This window comes from Izhakiella australiensis (assembly GCF_002006995.1).
GTDB lineage: Bacteria > Pseudomonadota > Gammaproteobacteria > Enterobacterales > Enterobacteriaceae > Izhakiella > Izhakiella australiensis.
Window position 1 is genome coordinate 1 of record NZ_MRUL01000015.1, and the last position, 18,381, is coordinate 18,381.

Below are 18,381 nucleotides of genomic sequence, written 5' to 3' on the forward strand. Positions count from 1 at the left end.
TCAATCTGAACATCATCCACTCTTCCGCCAGTTTGATCTTTGCCTACGTGCTGCCGCATCTGGTGATGTCGCTGTACGTCAACTCGCGCATGAACGGCCGCTTTCGCTACACCTTCTGGGGTGAAATCTATGAAACGGTGATGGCATTCCACCTGGTGATCCCGACGATGCTGACGCTGATTTCGCCGAAACACGGCAAGTTCAACGTCACCGACAAGGGCGGCCTGCTGGATACCGGCTTTTTTGATTTCAATATTGTGCGTCCGCACCTGATCTGCGCGCTGCTGCTGGTGGCTGGCATTATTTACGGCATCGTGCGCGCGGTGGCCCATACCTGGTTTGCGGTTGACCCTTATGTTATCGCGCTGAACGTGGCCTGGGCGACCTTCGGCCTGATTATCCTGCTGGCGGCCATCGCCGTGGCGCGGGAAACCCGCCAGACGCGCAAGTCGATCCGCATTGACGTAGCGGTACCGGTGATCCTGCACTATGCCAGCGGCATTTCTTCGCGCAGCCAGACCATTAATCTGTCGATGGGCGGTGTGCAGGTCGAGGTGCCGGATAACCGCCATGAAAGCGATCCGATCGAAGCGGTCGACCTGATGCTGCGATCGGGGGCGATCAACATTGCGGTCAGCCTGATCCGCGCCGACGAGAAGGCTATCCGCCTGCAGTTTGATGAGATCCCGCTGGCGCGGCGGCGCGAGCTGGTGCGGGTGGTGCTGGCGCGCGCCGACGCCTGGGTGCGTCCGCCGGCGCCGCAGGACCGGCCGCTGCATTCGCTGCTGACCATCATCCGCACGGTATTTGCGCTGTTCTGGCTGAGTTTTAAAGACTGGCGCAGCGAGCAAAAACGACAGAAGGTACAGCCGCGCGGGGATGAAGTCTGATGAGCAAACGCTTTCTGCTGTTTGGCGCCTTGCTGCTGGCTGCGACCGTGAAAGGCGAAACCGGGCGCGTTACCCAGGACAGCTCGGCGCTTTCAGCGCTGCCGCCGCCGCCCGGGACGGGTCAACACCCAACTATGCCGGCGGCGGGTGCGACGGGGCGAACGCCGATGGCACCGTTAGCGCCAGCGCCCGCAGCGGGGCAGAATGATATCGGCAGCGCGGCAACAGCACAGGCGGGCGGCGAGACGCCGCAGGCTGAAGCGCCGTCAACGGCTGGCGGCCTGCCGCCGTTGCCGCCGGTTGCGACGCCGAACGATTCGTCGACGCAACGTGCTGGCGAGCTTTTTAATCTGCCGTTCTCCGGCGCGATTAGCGTAGCGCAGATGGGGCAGCCGGAAGGCATTGCGCTTGGCAGCGGCCAGCTGCAGGCTGGAATGAGTTTTACCCTGCCGTCCGACCAGGTGGTGACGCATGCCAGCCTGGCGCTGTCATTGAAGATTTCCCCCGCGCTGGCGGCCCGCAACGGGTCTTTGCAGCTGATGCTTAACGGCCAGCCGCTCGGCACGCTGCCGCTTAACGCCTCCGACAGCGATACCGCTGATTATCAGCTTGATATACCGGCGGCGATGGTGGTATCAAAAAATAACCTTAGCTTTAAGGTGAACGATAACGGCGGCCTGCAGTGTGAGCGCGACGCTGATAATAAATACCGGGTAACGATTCTGCCCACCAGCCGGCTATCGCTGGAAGGTCAACAGCTTAATATTGCCAACAGCCTGCAAAACTTCCCGCGTCCCTTTATCGATCCGCTGCGCATGACCCCTGCGCAGGTGCCGATGGTTTTCAGCGCGACGCCCACGCCGGGTGAGGTGAGTGCGGCGGCGGTGCTGGCTTCCTGGCTCGGCATACAGACCGATTATCGCGGCATTCGTTTTCCGGTGAGCCGTAATAGTTTGCCCGATGGCAATGCGGTGATATTTGGCCATCCCGGTGAAAATATTGCTGGCATCGTGCTGCCGCAGACGCAGCAGCCGCTGATTAAGCTGCTGAATAATCCGGTTAATCCTGTCGGTAAGCTGCTGCTGGTGGTCGGCAACAACGATCAGCAACTGCGTCAGGCGGCATGGCGTCTTATCAGCGGCCCGTTGAACGTGGAAGGTGACGCAATGGACGTCACGCCGCAGACGGTGGCCGAACATAAGCCTTACGATGCGCCGCGCTGGATCAATACCCAGCGGCCGGTAAAGCTGTCTGAGCTGCTGCGCAGCGACCAATCGCTGACTAGCAGCGGTATGTCCCATGATGCGCAGCAGTTATCTTTCCGCGCCGCGCCGGATCTGTTCCTGTGGGACGGCGAAACCTTCCCGCTGAATATTCACTATCGTTTCCCCAGTGAAAACTGGATTGATGAATCGAACTCGTTTCTTAGCGTGTCGCTGAACGGCACTTTTCTGCGCAACCTGACGGTGAATAAGCAAGGTATTCTGGAGACGCTCTGGCGCAGGCTGGGCGGCGATGCGCGTCAGGAGCGTTACGCCATGCAGCTGGATCCTTACCTGATATACGGTGACAACCAGTTGCAGTTCTATTTCAACATTAAGCCTAAGGCCAGCGCCCCGTGCAGCGTGCTGACCAATAATAATATCCGCAGCCAGATTGAGCCGGATTCCTCCCTTGACCTTAGCGGTTCGCGTCATTTTGGCCTGCTGCCAAATCTTTCCTGGTTTGTTGGCGCTTCGTTTCCCTTTTCCCGGCTGGCGGACGCGTCCCGCACGCTTTTGATGCTGCCGGAAAAGCCGAGCGATGCGCAGATCGGCACGCTGCTGGCGCTGGCCGGGCGCGCGGGTAGCGCCACCGGCGTCCCATTAACGCGAAACACGGTGGTCTTTGGCGTGCCGCAGGGTGGGGCGCTGCGCGAGCAGCTCGGCAGCAACGACCTGTTGGCGGTCACCAGCCTTGACGGCGGTGACTTTAATCGCCAGATGCTGAACGGTTCGCCTTTTAGCCTGAATAATAATGGCCGCGCGCTGGGCGTTTCGCCGCCATCCACGCTGGAAAAAGCGCGGACATGGCTGAGCGGCGACTGGAACCGCCACCCGCTTGATGCCGATCGTTACCTCTCCTCCAACGAGCAGTGGCGCGGGTTTGTCAGCTACCGCTCGCCGTGGAGCGCCCAGCATCTGGTGGTGGTGGCGCTGGCGACCGACGATACGCAGCTGCTCAAACTGAACCGCGATCTCAGGCAGCCTAAGCTGAACGCGGGCGTGCGCGGCGACAGCGCCATCATTACCGATGAAAATGGCGTGCGCAGTTTTCGCGTCGGCCCACAATTCCCCAGCGGCCAGATGCCGTGGTACATGATGGTGGTGTGGTATGCCAGCCAGCACAGCGTCACGCTGGCGCTGGTGGCGTTGTTGTTGGCGATGATTGCCGGAGGGGGAACCTTCGTGATGCTGCGTCGCCATGCCCGTAATCGGCTGCAGCACGTGCATGATGGTGAGGGTAATAAAAATGATTAAAACCCTGAGGTTGTACCAGCGTACCCGGCAGCTTAATCGCGCGCTAATCATTACCGGCTCGCTGTTAACCACGCTGTCGGCTACCGCTGCGAATAATCCGGCAATTCAGGCGCTGTTGGATCAGGCCAATTACTGGCATCAGAAAGCCCATGACGATCTGGCTCGCCAGTCGCTGCAAAAGGTACTGATGCTAGAGAAGGATAACCACGATGCGCTTTATATGATGGCGCTGATGGCCCAGCAGCAGGGTAACAATCAGGAAGCCGGGCGCTGGCGCGAACGCCTGGCGCAGGCATCACCGCAGGATAGCCGGTTAAGCGAACTTGAATACAGCCGTGAACGGCAAAAAATCCCCGAGACGCAGCTGGCGCTGGCGCGTCAGCAGGCGCGCAGCGGCAATACCAGCGCGGCGCTGCAAACCTGGCGCAATCTGTTTAGCGGCGAACAGCCGCCTGCGGCAGTGGCGGCCGAGTATTATCTGACCATGGCCGGTGACCGAAACCTGCTGCCGCAGGCAATCGACAATCTGCGCCAGTTTGCTGCCGCCCATCCGCAGGATACCGGCGCTCAGCTGGCGCTGGGCAAAGCGCTCACCTATCAGGCGTCAACCCGGCGCGAGGGGCTAACGCTGCTGGAGAATATGGCCGACGGCAACGCCGATGCGGACCGGGCGCTACGCCAGGGCTTACTGTGGCTGGCGGTTCAGCCCGGCGATGCGGAGCGCTATCAGCGCTGGCAGCAGCGCCATCCCCAGGATAGCGAAGTGTCGTCCTACTACCAGAAGAACGTTGGCGGCCAGGCAATTAGCAGTGGTTTTAACGCGCTGAATAGCGGCGACGTCAGCAGCGCGCAAAGCGCCTTTAACCGGGCGCTACAGGCTAATCCCCAGGATGCCGATGCACTGGCCGGGCTGGGCTATATCGCACAGCGGCAGGGCGATTTTGCGCAGGCGGCGGAGTACCTCGACCGCGCCGCGAAGCTCGGTGGCAACAACAGCGCCCAGCGGCAGCAGCAGGCGGATGACGCCCGCTTTTATGCCCAGCTGGCCAAAGCGCAGGCGGCGCTGAAGGCGGGTGACAGCGCGACCGCCCTCAGTCTGAGCGAGCCGCTGACCAATGCCGGCGGCGAGAAAGGTCTGGCGGTGAAGCTGTTTCGCGCTGACGTGCAGCGCCGCAGCGGTAGCCTGCAGGACGCTGAGCAGACGTACCGCAGCGTACTGCAGAGCGACCCGGATAATCGCAATGCTAAAGAGGGGCTGTTCTACGTACTGCGCCAGCAAAATCGCAGCGCTGAAGCTAATCAGCTGCTGGCCTCGCTGCCGGCCAGCGTCAAAGCCAGCGTTGCGCCGCGCGGCAGTAGCAGCGATCCGATTCGGCGCCAGGCGAAGCAGGCGGCCAGCGCTGGCAATACTCAGCAGGCGATCGCCATATTGCAGCAGGGCGTGCAGCGCTATCCGGAGGATGGCTGGCTGCGGCTGGATTTGGCAAGGTTGTTACAACAGCAGGGCGATTCTCAGCAGGCCGCCAGCATAATGGAACCGACCATGGGCCGTGGCGCCGGGCGCGATGCGCTTACGGCAGGCGCGTTGTTTGCCAGTGAAACCGGCGCATGGCAGCAGGCGCAGACGCTGATAAACCGCATTCCGGCCGCCAGCCGCAACGCCGAGCAGCGGGCGCTGGCCACGCGAGTCAACTTTAATTTGCAGATGGCGATAGCCCGGCAATACCTGGCGCAAGGCTCCAACGCCGCCGCGCTCAATACTCTGCGGGCGCTGGCGGTGAATCCGCCGAAGAACCCGGTTGATGCCGGCAGTCTGGCCCAGGCGTTGGTCAGGGCTGGCGATACCAGCGGCGCGGTAGCGGTAGCGCGCGGTAATATGCAGCTCGGCGTGCAGGGGAATGCCGGAGATTATGCCGCGCAGGTGGCGGTGCTCAATCAGGCCGGTTTAAATGATGAGGCGCAGCGGTTTCTCAGCGATCCGGCGCTGCAGGCGCGCAGTACCTCCACGCAGCTGGCGGGCCTGCGCAATGGCTATATCATCAACCAGGCTGACAGCCTGCGCGAGCAGGGCCAGTACGCCGCCGCCTACGATAAGCTGATCACGGCTTTGCAAAACGATCCGCAAAATCGCGATCTGATGTTTGCGATGGCGCGCCTTTATCAGTCCGGCAAAATGAATAAAGAAGCGGCGGTGGTTTACGATTACCTGATGACGCGCGACACGCCCGAACAGGCGGCGCGTGAAGGGGCAATAAGCGTCGCCCTGGCTCGCCACGATGTTGATAAAGCCCGGCAGCTGGCGGCCGGACTGCGCGGCGCTCAAACGCCGGAGCGCCTGCTGTTGCTGGCTCAGGTGGCTGAAGCTTCCGGTGATAAGCAGCAGGCGCTGGCTTATCTGCGCAGCGCGCGCAGCAAGGCGGTCGGGTGGCAGAATGTGCAGTCCGGTCAGGCGCCGGTTATCGGCGGTCTGGCCCTCGCCGATAATCCTTTCAGTAATCGTCATAACAGCGCATCGGCCAGCGCCTCCAGCTACGGTGGGGTGATGCCCTGGCAGCAGGCGCCGCGCGATGACGGCGCTGGGCAAACCGCGATGAATGGCGGCGATGCGGCCAGCGGCGCACAAAGTCGAACGTTGCATCAGATTGACAATATGATGGACAGCCTGCAAGACGAGGCCGGTAACTGGGTGCAGGGCGAATTTCAGGTACGCGGGCGCGACGGCGAGTCGGGGCTGAGCAAGCTCACCGAGGCGAAGGCGCCCCTTACCTGGTCGAGTGCGCCGTTCGGCGATACCCGCTTTGATTTCAGCCTGACGCCGGTGACGCTCAGCGCGGGCAGCGCCTCCAGCGACAGCATGACGCGCTTCGGTACCGCATCGCTGCTGCGTGGTCAGATAGCCCAGCAGAACAACGTTGCCCCCGGACTGGTGAAGCTTGATTCCGCAGGTTCGCAAAACGCGTCCGGCGTGGAGATCGGACTTGGCCTTAGCAATAGCCAGTTTAAAGTCGATCTCGGCTCGACGCCCCTTGGTCAGGATCTTAGCACCCTTGTCGGCGGCATTCAGTGGTCGCCAAAGCTGACGGATTATCTGACGCTGATCCTGACCGGCGAGCGGCGAGCGATGGCCGACAGCTTGCTTTCCTATGTCGGGGTCGAGGATAAGCTTTCCGGCAAGCGCTGGGGTCAGGTAACGAAGAACGGCGGCAGCGCGATGCTGAGCTATGACAACGGCGACGCCGGTTTTTATCTCGGCGGCGGCGGTTACAGCTACATTGGCAGCAACGTACAAAGCAACCAGAGCCTTAACGCATCGGCGGGGATTTATGTCCGGCCATACCATGATGATGACGGTGAGATAAAAACTGGAATCAGCATCGGCTGGATGGATTTTGCCCATAATCTGAGCTACTTCAGCTATGGCCAGGGCGGCTATTTCAGTCCGCAGAATTATGTTTCCGTTTCGCTGCCGGTCGATTTCAGCCGGCGCTATCACGACCTGGATTTACGTATTGGCGGCTCGGTGGGCTACCAGTCATATTCCCAGGACCGCAGCGCTTACTTCCCGACCGATCCGGCGCGCCAGGCGCAGCTGGAGGGGTATTACAACGCGGGCTATATCGACGAAGCATATTATCCGGGCAACAGTAAAAATGGCATTGGCTACAACATTCACGCCGGTGCGGACTATAAGGTGAACCGCAACGTCAGCATCGGCGGCCAGCTGGGCTATGACACCTTCGGCGACTATAACGAAAGCACCGCGCGGCTTAATTTCCGCTATCTTTTTGGGGACCACTGACATGAGTGACTTTGAGGCGGCGACGGCGGCGTATTACCGCCAGCAACAGTATCAACCCGGCTGGCTCGATTTGTTCAGCGTGGTGGTTGAAGGCATGTTCGCCAATGCCAGCGAAGCGGAAAGTCTGGCGTTTTTGCGCCAGATGGGCGGCCAGCTGGCGCAGCGTTATCCCCTGGCAAACGCGACCACGGTTGCCGATTTGGAGCAGGATATTAACCGGCTGCTGGCGCGCTTTGGTTGGGGAACGGTGGATATTCAGCCGGCAGGCGCTTCGCTGGTTATCACTCACCTGGCGCTGCCGCCAGGCGACGACAAGATGGCTGCGGCGCGCTGGCGCAGCGTGTTAACGGCAATATTACAGGGGCTGTACGCTGGCTGGTTGCAGGCACAAGGCGGCGATCCGCTGATTGCCGTTACGCCGGAAGCAAGCGAACGCGAAGATATGCTGCGCTTTCGCTATCAGCGCTAGCCTGGCTTAATCGTACTGCATAATTCCCTGCGCGGCCGGAGCGTAGCGCAGCTCAAAGTAGAGTCGGTCCTTGTCGCAGGCGGATTTTTGCGCCATCAACGCCCGGGTTTCCTCTTCGGGCAGCGGAACGCCGCGAAAGGTTTTACCGGCAATCTGGTGAAAAATCTCATAAACGATACCGCTGGCAGGGGTTGACCCGGCGCATTGCGCGGTCGCATCCAGATAGCGCTGGCACTCGCTGCTGCTAAGCGTGTTGACGCCGCGGCCATCCTGCACCCAGACGTTGATGCCGGACTGGCGAATTTGCGCCACCATCTGCTGATAATCGTCCGGCGTCATATGCCCGGCAAAAAAGCTGCTGATATATACCGGTTGGTTATCGACCGCCTTCAGCTGGCTGCGCGTTTCGCTCAGCCAGCGTAACAGCTGTGTTCTAGCCTGCGGGCCGCGCCAGTTGAGATCGTCTATCTCCGCGCTGATATACCAGCCTTGCGGCTGAAAGCCCCGCTGATTCATCTCTCTTTTTGCCTGCAGAATATCGGCAATCCGCAGGCGCGCCAGATAGTGCGTCAGCGCGGCGCCGGTCTGCTTCTGGCGGCTAAAAAATTCAGGATCGGCATGCAGGCCGACAATCACCTTCAGCCCCGCGTCGCGGGCGGCGTTGATGCGCTGAAGGAGCAGTTTGCTGCCGCTTTCATCACTAAAGGCTGGGCCGTATTGCGTCCATTGCACCACCAGGGTGTCGATGCCCTGCTGGCGCAGCCTGGACATCAGCGTCACCCACTGCGGCGCGCTGATGTTTGCGTCCCGCAGCTGCGGCTGCCAGAACATGCCGGTTATCGCGCTGGCGGCGGGGCTAATCAGCGCCAGCATAAGCAGAAGTGAAACCATTCTCAGCATTACCAGTGAACTCCCAGGGTAAAGAAGGCGTTATTGCGCTCGCCGGGCGCCTGATTAATGGTGCTGAAGGTGCGCTGATATTCCAGTCCAAGGCTGATCTTATGGGGCCAGGCATTATAGCGCGTTTCGCCGGTCCAGATATTCCAGCGTACGCCGATACCACCCAGCTGGTTTACCTGGATGGAATCGCTGATGTAGTCATCATTGCTGCGGCGGTCATCGCGGTTTTTCCCGTTGTAGTCACTGTTAATTTGCAGATGGGCATAAGGTTCCAGGGTTTGTCCCTGTGCTACCTTCTGATGCCAGCTGATGCGGTAGTCTGCCGTAGCAGACTGAATATCACGCCGTACGTATTGCGCCGCATCGAGATATAAATTCTGCGCCAGCCAGCCGCTGCCGTTGGGATGCCATTCGTCGCTGAATTTGCCGTTGTTCAGAAATGATGCGCTGGCGCGCAGCATGGTATCGCTGGTATTCGCGTGATTAGCGAGTGAGAACTGCTGTTCCACGGCAAAAAACAGGGTGAAGTTATAGAACGGTTTCCAGCGAATGCCGGTGCCGGAAGTCGGATTTTTTACCGGCATCATCACTTTGCTGCTGCCGGTATCGCCAAACACGCGGCTGTAAACCGCCAGCGTATCGCCCTTAACCAGCATGTTACGGCCCAGCCGGTACTCGGCTTCCATCTGGCCATAGCTGCGATAACTTTTGCCCGGTGTGGGGCCGCCGGATTGCGGGCTGGCTGAACTCATGGTGCCGGAACGCAGGCCCACCGTGCTGTCGATGCTGAACGTCCAGCGCCGGGCGATGTTTTCATGCAGACGGCGAATATTATACAGCTCCTGGTTCTGCGCCGGCGTCAGCGGCGTGACCTGCGCGGCATCGTTGGTTTCATCGATTAGCTGACGGGCATACAGCTGAGTTTGGTTGCGGTCGTCGAGCCGTTCGTTGACGTACATCAGCTGACGCGGCAGCTGCGGATCGTCGGGAGTAGATTTCAGCGCCTGCTCCAGCATCGCCCGGGACTCGAGGTAGTCGCCGTTACGCCACAGGGCGTATCCCAGCGCGGCCTGGGTCGCACCATTGCCCGGTTCAAGGGCCAGCGCCTGACGTAGGTCGCTGATGTTATTCTGCTTGTTGCGCGCCAGCCGGTACAGGTCCGCCCGGCTGGTCAGCGCTCTGACCGTCGGCTGAATCTCGATGGCGCGGGTAAGGTCTGCTAGCGCTAACTTCGGCTGCGCCGGCAGATAGCGCTGCGCATGCAGCCACCACCACGCCTCGCTGTTAGTCTTGCCCCTTTTTTGCGCTTCATCCAGCCAGCGGTCGCGGGCTGAAGCGTCGCCGGCGGCCTGCGCGGTATTGGCTGCGGCGATCAGGTCCGCGTCGCTCATGTCGCTCAGTGCCAGAGAACGCCAGCCCTGCATGGCGCTGGCATAGTTTTCAACGGCATAAGCCTGATAGGCGACGGCGCGGCGCTGGTAAGCATCCGGCTGGCGTTTCTCCGCCTGCTGCAGAGCAAAAAGCGCCACGCCCGGCAGATCGCCGCGATAGCAGCTGGCGAGACGGCGCCAGCTGTAGGCGTCATAGCTGTCAGACATATCACCCAGCAGGCGGCGAACAACGCGGCAGTCATCGCCTACGCCCGGTAGCTGGCTTTGTAATTGCCGCAGTGCCGGCGTAGGCAGCGGCTGAGTGAGGCGGTTTAGCAGCGCGGGCGTAAGCTGTTCAGGATGCGCCTGAAACAGCTGGAACAGGCGGGCCGTCAGGCGCCCTGCCTGCGGCGTAGAGGCGTCGAGCGGGTAGCGTTGCAGCAGCAGTTCGCTGGCCTCGCGCGACTGGCCGGCTTCAGTCAGCTGCCAGGTTAACTGGTCCAGCAGCTGCATATTTTGCCTGTCCCGCTGGTACATACGGCGCGCCAGCGCCAGGCTTTGTGCCGTATTATGGCTGGCGACGCTCAGCATATAGCGCTCGGTTAGCATCTCATCTTCTGGCAATGTGTCCAGAACGCGCTGCGCTGCGGCATAATCCCCGCTTTTTATCATTGACGGCAGCACCGCATTTGCCACGTAGCGGCGGTTAGCGGCGAACTGCGGGGCAAATTGCACCAGCTGGTGCAGCGGATCGTTACCGTAGCGGGCAATCAAATACAGCCAGTTTTTCTCCTGCGCTTCGTCGTCAAAGCGCGGCTGATGCTCCGCCAGATAGTTTTCCAGCTTGGTTTGCTCATTACGGGTTGCCAGCGCGCTGGCCCACTGCAGCTGATCCTGCGGGCTGTTGAAAATGCCCTGCGCTTGCAGCGTGTGTATATGGTCATCAAGCTGGCCATTAAGCAGGGCGCTAAACCACTGTTTTTTCTCTGCCTCGCTCAGCGGATGCTGCTGCTGTTTACGGGTAAATATTTCATCGACCATCTGCCAGACTTTGAGATAGATAGCGCGTTGCAGCAGGTTATTTTCCAACTGCTGACCCTGCGGCGATGCGGCAAACGCGCCGTCGTCAAGCTGTGCTTTCGCTATTGTCAGCTGCTTTAAGGTTAATGCGCTTTGTCCGATATCGCTGCGACAGCGCGACGTCGGCTCGGCGTTGCACAGCTTTTGCGCCAGACGCAATTGTTCCACCGTCGCCATCGGTTCGGCTTGATAAGGGATAGCTTCCAGCTGCTGCTGTAGACGTTTATCGCCGGGATGACGCTTGAGCTGATCTTTCAGTAACTGACGCGCCTGCTTGTTATGGCCAAAATGCCGGTAGGCCTCCGCCAGATGCTGGGTCAGCGGAACATTATCTGGTGCTTGCTGGAGGACATGGCGAAACTCCGCGATCGCCGTAGTTTCGTCATTTTCTTTTTGCGCGCGGAATGCGCGCTCCAGATGAGGATAAATCATGAAGTAGCGGTAGTCGCTGAGGCCAAGCTCCTCTGCGCTGGTGCCGGTGTCATTGCTTTCGGCTAGCGCGCTGGCGCTGAGCAGGGAAAGCGTCAACATGGCGCACAGTCGCGCTGAATTTTTTCTTTTCATGACGACGCCTGAGCCAGCTCATTCAGCTGGCTGTCAGTGATGCCTGCGCGCTGCAACAGCGTTGGCATCGAGAGCTGGAACTGTTGCTGAAGCCGCAGAACCTGCTCAAGGGTTTCCTGAGTGACCACGCCTTCTGAGACTAAAAATTCGCCAAGTGGCATTTCGCTGCGTTCGTGGCGCAACAGCAGCGCGCTCATGGCCGAGTTATTAATGTGGCCGAGTGAGGTTAACACCTCGGCGAACAGCAGTTGGCGTGGCACAAATTGCTGCCAGAGCTCTTCCGCTTTGAGCGGCGTCAGCCACCCTTTGGCAACCGCCGATTTCAGCAGCGCGCGCTCGTCCTGACCGCGACGACGGGCATACCAGTAGCGCAGTCCGGTAACCACCTGACCGCGCGGTACGATGACGTAATTAATGCGCAGCGCCATTTTACGCTCAAGGGCGGCCAGCGAGATGGGATCGATTCCCGCTTCGCTGGCGACCGTCATGACGTTGTTTTCAACGCGCAGCGGCAGTACGGCATAGCGCAGGGCGATGGTGGCGGGCATCAGGTCGATCAGCGCGCTGTCAATTTCCCAGGCGTCCAGCGAATCGACGTTAACGCCGTTTTGATCGGCAAGCGCGATAGCAAGCTGCCCGGCGCTGATCAGCCCCTGCATCAGCAGCGAACCGCCAAGGCGCATGCCCAGCACGCGATTGGCCAGCGCCTGCTCGAACTGTTCGGGGGTGATTGCCTGATGGTCGATGAGAATCTGACCCAGCGGCCTCTGGGCGCGGTTTTCTCCGCTGACGCTGGGAAAATCATGGGTCGTTTTATCCCAGGCAACGCGCCGCGGGTCGCCATGCTGAATAACCTGACGCAGCGCGCGCCAGTTAGCCATAAAGTTGATCAGGTTGCCCCAGAACAAACGCACAATAGAAAGCAGCCCTTGAGCGAGACCATAATAAACCGTCACAAAAATAACCCGCTGCAGGATGCGGTTGCTCATCAGGCCAAAGTTTACCCACAGCAGGGTAACCAGCCAGCTGCTGCCGCTGAAAATAGAAAGGAACTGCCATGCATTGGGCCAAAGGCGTTGATAAATCAGCAGCATAACCAGCTGCAACATGATGATCATGGCAATAAAGCTGAGAAAATTGCTGATGGCCCCTTTGCGGTCGCGCCAGAGAAAATAATTAAGCATCGGGCTTTTCGCCCAGCGGTGGGTTTTGAATCCCTGAAAAACGATGCCAATTATCCAGCGCGATTTCTGGCGCATGGCGGTGGTGAAAGTGTCAGGAAAATATTCGCGCACGCAAATGATCGACGACGAGCGGGCGCTCTGCAAAAAGCGGGCGCGCTTTGCCTGCGCGGCTTCATCGACCACCGGAAAGCGCACAAAAATTTCCGTCATGCCTTTGGCTTTCAGGCGAAAGCCAATATCGTAATCTTCGGTAAGACTTTGCACGTCAAAGGCGATGCCGTCGCCGTCCGCCAGCAGTGCCATCACCGCGCGCCGACTGAAACAGGTGCCCACGCCGGCGCTGGGAACCTGGCCGGCAAGCGCTTCACGCACCGGCACGTCTTTGCCGTGCAGCTCAGCGAATTCGTCAATATAGGTCATGCTGGTAAAGTGCGACCATTTACGCTCGAAGGGATAAACCGGTATCTGGATAAGATCTTTGCGATCGACCAGATAGTTGAACAAGCGCAGCTCCATCGGCGAGATAACGTCTTCGGCGTCATGCAGAATAAAGCCGGAAAAAGTGAAATTAGCGCTCTGCTCGAACTGGGTAATGGCGTCGAGAATATTATTCAGGCAGTCCGCTTTACTGGTGGGGCCGGGGCGTGCGCACACCACCTTATGGACGTTAGGGAAGCGGGCGCAGACCTCATCCACATCGCGCTGGGTATCGGGATCGTTTGGGTAAGTACCGACGAAAATGTGGTAGTTTTCGTAATCCAGCGTCATGGCAGCCAGCTCGGCCATATTGCCGATAACGCCCGTTTCATTCCAGGCCGGCACCATAATCGCCAGCGGCTTTTCATCCGGCTCATAGAGGACGCGATAGTCCATAGGGCGGTGACGTCGGTAAATGGTCAATGTGCGCACGATGCGGCGCGACCAGTAAATTATATCAATAAATAGATCATCTAAGCCGCTAATTAACATCATAATAGCGAGAGTAATGGCGACCGCTTTTAAGCCATAAAGGTATGTTGCAAAAACGTCCACAAACCCATTCATCGTGTTAGTTGCTTACCGTTATTTTGGTTGTTATCTGGTGTTATCGGCTTTCAGGAGGGCATCCTTATATAGCTTAAACATCTTTTCGCTATACCGACGCATTGCGGTCGCCCCGGATTTAATTATTCGATTACATCTGTCCCGGGGGAGGGAGGCTTTGAGAGGGTTGGCTTCATACTTTTAAACAGAAACTGAAGTAAGTTTACATTTTAGCCGCACAAAAAAAAAGCACTCTGCGCGTAATTATTATAAATATTGCGATGAAATCGCCGTTGGCGAACGGCGGTGAAGGAGAGGGCGGGCGCGGGCTGACCGCGGGATCTTCAGTCGGCGTATTCAGGCCAGCGAGTTAAGGTGTTCAAGCAGAATGGATCCGCCGATACCGATCAGCACCAGGCCGCCGACTATTTCCGCCCATTTGCCCATTACCGGGCCAAGAAAGCGGCCAAGCAGTATGCCTGTTGCTGCCATAATGGTGGTTGCGGTACCGATAGCCAGCGCGGTGGTGACGATGTTTACCTGCAAAAAAGCCAGGCCAACGCCAACGGCCAGCGCGTCCAGGCTGGTAGCCAGCGCGGTGGTCGCCAGCAGTAAAAAACCGTGGCGCTGCGGTATTTCCAGCGGCTCATCGGCGTTTTTCTTACGCAACCCTTCCAGAACCATGCGGCCGCCGAGAATAAATAACAGGAAAAATGCCACCCAGTGATCCCAAGCCATCACGTACTGGCTGGCGACGATACCGATGCTCCAACCAATTAGCGGCGTCAGCGCTTCGATCACGCCGAAGATCAGGCCGGTGCGAACAGCTTCTTTCCAACCCGGGCGATGCAGGGTAGCGCCTTTACCAAGCGCTGCAGCAAAGGCGTCCATTGACATGCCAAGGGCCAGAATAATAGTCGCATAAAGGTTCATGTTATTTATACCAGCCAGAGCGTGCAAACCACCTCCAGCATATAAAAATAGATCTTATCCTGAAAAAAATAAGCCGATTAAGGCTAAGTGGAGTGAATCCTAGCACGCTAATTTTGGAAAAAAAAGACAATAAAATCAGGGTTTTAAATATAGCATTGGCTATACTTTTTAACGGATGCTAATTCTGAGGGGAAGCTGATGATGAAAACTATAAAAGAATGACCTGGTTAGCACAGGTATAGCCTGTGCAATATTTTCCTGGGTGACGATTTCAGCCGGAAAAAATTAATAGAAAAATTTATCTTAGCGGGGGGTTATACCGCCCGGACGAAAGGCATGTCCTTATTGCTGCAAGCCCGGCACCCCGGTCGCAGAAGGTCCGGCTGCTTTCCGCACCGGCACAAGCACATCCGTGTGGCCTGGCGCACGGCCATCCCTGGCCGCGAGCCTGCTGAAATCAGCCGGGCCTTCTCCTCCCCCGTAAGCTTCTTCATCGCTTTCAGTAAAAAACGAAAAGCAGTTCTGTGCCGGGTTAAACACCAGCAACCTGGTTTCTGCTTTTTAATAAAAAACGGATGCCGTTTCCTGCAAACCTGTACCCCAACGTCGTTATCGATTAAAACAGATACCGTTTGCTACAGATCGGCTCCCAATGCCTTCATTAATAAAAAACGGATGCCGTTTTAGCAACCCTGCGCCAACAGGCTTTTCTGCGCCGAGCGAATGAAGCCCGCCAGGGTGAGCTGCAGGGATGCGGCGAAAGTAAGCGCTGCGTCGGGAACGCATCGCGAACGGCCCGTACGGCGGGCTGAAGCAGCGAGGGAAGGGCGCAGCCACGCAGAAACTGCCGGAAGTCTGGGGTCAAGGGGCCATGACGTTTGATGGCCCCTTGCCGGTCGCCCGCAGCGGCGGGCAAATAATCCGCCGGCCCGGCAGGCGAAGGGAATACTCCACCGTTGGTGAAATACACCTCCCACCGCCCGGACGAAAGGCATATCCTCATTGCTGCAAATCCGGCACCCCGGTCGCAGAAGGCCCGGCTGCTTTCCGCACCGGCACAAGCACATCCGTGTGGCCTGGCGCACGGCCATCCCTGGCCGCGAGCCTGCTGAAATCAGCCGGGCCTTCTCCTCCCCCGTAAGCTTCTTCATCGCTTTCAGTAAAAAACGAAAAGCAGTTCTGTGCCGGGTTAAACACCAGCAACCTGGTTTCTGCTTTTTAATAAAAAACGGATGCCGTTTCCTGCAAACCTGTACCCCAACGTCGTTATCGATTAAAACAGATACCGTTTGCTACAGATCGGCTCCCAATGCCTTCATTAATAAAAAACGGATGCCGTTTTAGCAACCCTGCGCCAACAGGCTTTTCTGCGCCGAGCGAATGAAGCCCGCCAGGGTGAGCTGCAGGGATGCGGCGAAAGTAAGCGCTGCGTCGGGAACGCATCGCGAACGGCCCGTACGGCGGGCTGAAGCAGCGAGGGAATGGCGCAGCCACGCAGAAACTGCCGGAAGTCTGGGGTCAAGGGGCCATGACGTTTGATGGCCCCTTGCCGGTCGCCCGCAGCGGCGGGCAAATAAACCACCTGCCTGGCAGGCGAACGGAACAACCCATCGCAGGTAAATAGGACAACCCACCTGAGGTGGAAAAATCAGCCACCCGCCTGGCAGGGCGAACGGACCTCCCCCCGTAGGTGAAATAACTCCCCATCACCAGACGCGAAACACCTGACCGGTTTCAATACCTTCAATGCTGCGACGATAGGCCAGCGCCACCCGGGCTGCCGTCGCGCTCTCGAACCCTGGGAAAAAGGGACCGTAGCTCTCAAGCGCTTCAGTCAGCACCGTGGGGCTGACGGCATTAATACGTAAACCCGCCAGCTCAAACGCCGCTGACTGGACGAAGCCCTCCAGCGCGCGATTGACCGCCATGGCGCTGACGCCGCCGCGAATGGCGTGCTGCGCCAGGATGCCGCTGGTGAGGGTAAAGGAGCCGCCGGGATTAAGGTAATCTTTGCCAATCATTACCAGCCGCACCTGGCCCATCAGTTTATCTTGCAGGCCAATGGCAAACTCGTCAGTTTTCATCTCGCCCAGCGGCGCGAAGTGGACGCTGCCGGTGGCGGCAACGATGGCATCAACGTTACCGCTGCGACTAAACAGCTGCTGAATGCTGTCGTCATTGGTCAGGTCAACTTGCAGGTCTCCGCTCTGGCGGCCAACGCGTATTACCTCATGATTGGGGCGCAGATTTTCCACAATGCCTTTACCCACGGTACCGCTGGCGCCGATCACTAAAATTTTCATTATGAGCTCCTTCAGTTATCGATATTGCATAATTACGGAATATAATTGGGCGATAAAGGGGCAATAATTTAAATCACTCCAAACTCAGAGTTTGTAATTATGGATAAACTGCGCAGCATTGAGGCTTTTATCGCCGCCGTGGAGTGCGGTAGTTTTAGCGAGGCCGCCCGACGGCTGGATATCAGCGCCGTTATGGTTGGCAAGCACGTACGCCAGCTGGAGGACGCGCTCGGTATGCGTTTAATTGAGCGTAACACCCGGCGGCAGCATTTGACGGCGGCGGGTCAGACTTATTATCAAAACAGCCGCGAGGCGCTGTCTCAGTTACGCTGGGCTGATAGCCAGGTGGAAAGTTTACGCCGGTTTCCCTCTGGTACGCTACGGATTAGCGCGGCGGAAAACTTGGGTAGCAGCGTTCTGGCGCCGATGCTGGCGCGCTATCAGCTTGCCTGGCCCGAGGTGCGTATTGAGCTGGTGCTGGATGACGGTTTTGTTGATCTGCTGGAGGATGGCTTTGACTTTGCGCTACGCATCGGCACGCTGGCGTCTGATCTGCCGCTGGTAGCGCTGGCGCTGGGAGGCTATCAGATGGTGGTTTGCGCCTCGTCTGACTATCTGGCGCGCGCCGGTATGCCCGAATCGCCCCAGGCGCTGAGCGAGCATCGCTGTCTTGGGAATATGCACTGGAATAAGCGCAACGGTTGGCAGCTGGGGGAAACCTTCTGGCCGTTGCAGAGTACCTTTAGCTGTAATGATGGTCAAAGCCTGCGTCAGGCGGCGCTGGCCGGAGCGGGTCTGTTGCTACAGCCGCGCGTGCTGGTTGCCGAGGACCTGGCCGCCGGTCGCCTGCTGCCGGTGCTTACCGACTGGTTGCCAGATGCCCGCCCGGTGCATTTGCTGTTTCATCCCGGGCGTCAGACATCGGCAACGCACGCCAGCATCATTGACTGGCTGCGGCGCGAGATGCCGCTCGTGCTGGCGCGCTGAAGATTGTTTCGACGGGAAAATTACCGGAGAATAGACATTCGTATGCCATTTAGTGAACGTTATGAAAACGCCTTTTGAACTGTTTCTGATGCCGATGTCGACGCTGCTGTTGGGCATGCTTTCAGCGCTGCTGCTGCCCGCGCCGCAGTTTGGCTTGCAGCTGACGCGTCAGCTGGTTACCTGGTTTCATCTCAACGATATTAACCAGCTTTATACGCTGGTGTTTTGCCTTTGGTTTTTGCTACTGGGCGCCGCTGAATATTTTCTCATTCGCTTTATCTGGCGCCGTTTTCTCCGCGTCTGAGGCGCCCTTGCGGGCGCCTTGCTATGACAGGATCATGCTCAGACCGCTGCTGAGAA

The 18,381-nt window shown here is 58.6% G+C and carries 11 protein-coding genes; 6 read left to right on the top strand and 5 right to left on the bottom strand.

Annotated elements, in window-relative coordinates:
* The 4 genes from BTJ39_RS17800 to bcsD all read left to right on the top strand — a co-directional run.
* Positions 1–890, top strand: an 890-nt coding sequence (locus BTJ39_RS17800) for a PilZ domain-containing protein (RefSeq protein WP_176110369.1), incomplete at its 5' end; no start/stop codon positions are given.
* On the top strand, positions 890–3,409 hold the full coding sequence (gene bcsB / locus BTJ39_RS17805) for a cellulose biosynthesis cyclic di-GMP-binding regulatory protein BcsB (protein ID WP_078004037.1): 2,520 nt from the start codon (positions 890–892) through the stop codon (positions 3,407–3,409). The genes BTJ39_RS17800 and bcsB, both read left to right, overlap by 1 nt.
* Positions 3,402–7,208 carry a cellulose biosynthesis protein BcsC gene (locus BTJ39_RS17810; RefSeq protein WP_096777762.1) on the top strand — a complete coding sequence of 1,269 codons (3,807 nt, stop codon included), beginning with the start codon at positions 3,402–3,404 and terminating at the stop codon, positions 7,206–7,208. Before bcsB ends, BTJ39_RS17810 begins: the two co-directional genes overlap by 8 nt.
* A gap of 1 nt (position 7,209) precedes the next feature.
* Positions 7,210–7,677, top strand: a complete 468-nt coding sequence (gene bcsD, locus BTJ39_RS17815) for a cellulose biosynthesis protein BcsD (RefSeq protein WP_078004038.1) — start codon at positions 7,210–7,212, stop codon at positions 7,675–7,677.
* Between the two features lie 6 nt (positions 7,678–7,683).
* Here the strand turns inward: bcsD and BTJ39_RS17820 are convergent, their stop codons facing one another.
* From BTJ39_RS17820 to BTJ39_RS17850, 5 genes are all read right to left on the bottom strand, one after another.
* Entirely contained in the window at positions 7,684–8,577 is an 894-nt protein-coding gene (locus BTJ39_RS17820) for a DUF4434 family protein (RefSeq protein WP_078004039.1), read from the bottom strand.
* Positions 8,577–11,591, bottom strand: coding sequence for a phage receptor (locus BTJ39_RS17825; RefSeq protein WP_078004040.1), 3,015 nt, complete (start codon positions 11,589–11,591; stop codon positions 8,577–8,579). Before BTJ39_RS17825 ends, BTJ39_RS17820 begins: the two co-directional genes overlap by 1 nt.
* Positions 11,588–13,819: a cyclic di-3',5'-guanylate-activated glycosyltransferase NfrB gene (gene nfrB, locus BTJ39_RS17830; RefSeq protein WP_078004041.1), complete on the bottom strand. Its 2,232-nt coding sequence runs from the start codon at positions 13,817–13,819 to the stop codon at positions 11,588–11,590. The genes BTJ39_RS17825 and nfrB overlap by 4 nt, the downstream gene beginning before the upstream one ends.
* A gap of 336 nt (positions 13,820–14,155) precedes the next feature.
* On the bottom strand, positions 14,156–14,731 hold the full coding sequence (gene mntP, locus BTJ39_RS17835; protein ID WP_078004042.1) for a manganese efflux pump MntP: 576 nt from the start codon (positions 14,729–14,731) through the stop codon (positions 14,156–14,158).
* 1,706 nt (positions 14,732–16,437) lie between these two features.
* A complete protein-coding gene (locus tag BTJ39_RS17850) occupies positions 16,438–17,034 on the bottom strand; it encodes a short chain dehydrogenase (protein ID WP_078004045.1) in 597 nt (198 codons plus the stop codon).
* 99 nt (positions 17,035–17,133) lie between these two features.
* Here BTJ39_RS17850 and BTJ39_RS17855 point away from each other — a divergent pair, with 99 nt between their 5' ends.
* Both BTJ39_RS17855 and BTJ39_RS17860 read left to right on the top strand, forming a co-directional pair.
* On the top strand, positions 17,134–18,021 hold the full coding sequence (locus tag BTJ39_RS17855) for a LysR family transcriptional regulator (protein WP_198412956.1): 888 nt from the start codon (positions 17,134–17,136) through the stop codon (positions 18,019–18,021).
* Positions 18,022–18,082: 61 nt separating this feature from the next.
* Positions 18,083–18,325, top strand: coding sequence for a DUF1158 family protein (locus BTJ39_RS17860; RefSeq protein WP_078004046.1), 243 nt, complete (start codon positions 18,083–18,085; stop codon positions 18,323–18,325).
* Positions 18,326–18,381 lie beyond the last annotated feature (56 nt).

Bases quoted from the DNA above. Each gene is read 5' to 3' on its own strand.
- bcsB (WP_078004037.1), top strand. From the start codon at position 890: ATGAGCAAACGCTTTCTGCTGTTTGGCGCCTTGCTGCTGGCTGCGACC.
- BTJ39_RS17810 (WP_096777762.1), top strand. From the start codon at position 3,402: ATGATTAAAACCCTGAGGTTGTACCAGCGTACCCGGCAGCTTAATCGC.
- bcsD (WP_078004038.1), top strand. From the start codon at position 7,210: ATGAGTGACTTTGAGGCGGCGACGGCGGCGTATTACCGCCAGCAACAG.
- BTJ39_RS17820 (WP_078004039.1), bottom strand. From the start codon at position 8,577: ATGCTGAGAATGGTTTCACTTCTGCTTATGCTGGCGCTGATTAGCCCC.
- BTJ39_RS17825 (WP_078004040.1), bottom strand. From the start codon at position 11,591: ATGAAAAGAAAAAATTCAGCGCGACTGTGCGCCATGTTGACGCTTTCC.
- nfrB (WP_078004041.1), bottom strand. From the start codon at position 13,819: ATGAATGGGTTTGTGGACGTTTTTGCAACATACCTTTATGGCTTAAAA.
- mntP (WP_078004042.1), bottom strand. From the start codon at position 14,731: ATGAACCTTTATGCGACTATTATTCTGGCCCTTGGCATGTCAATGGAC.
- BTJ39_RS17850 (WP_078004045.1), bottom strand. From the start codon at position 17,034: ATGAAAATTTTAGTGATCGGCGCCAGCGGTACCGTGGGTAAAGGCATT.
- BTJ39_RS17855 (WP_198412956.1), top strand. From the start codon at position 17,134: ATGGATAAACTGCGCAGCATTGAGGCTTTTATCGCCGCCGTGGAGTGC.
- BTJ39_RS17860 (WP_078004046.1), top strand. From the start codon at position 18,083: ATGAAAACGCCTTTTGAACTGTTTCTGATGCCGATGTCGACGCTGCTG.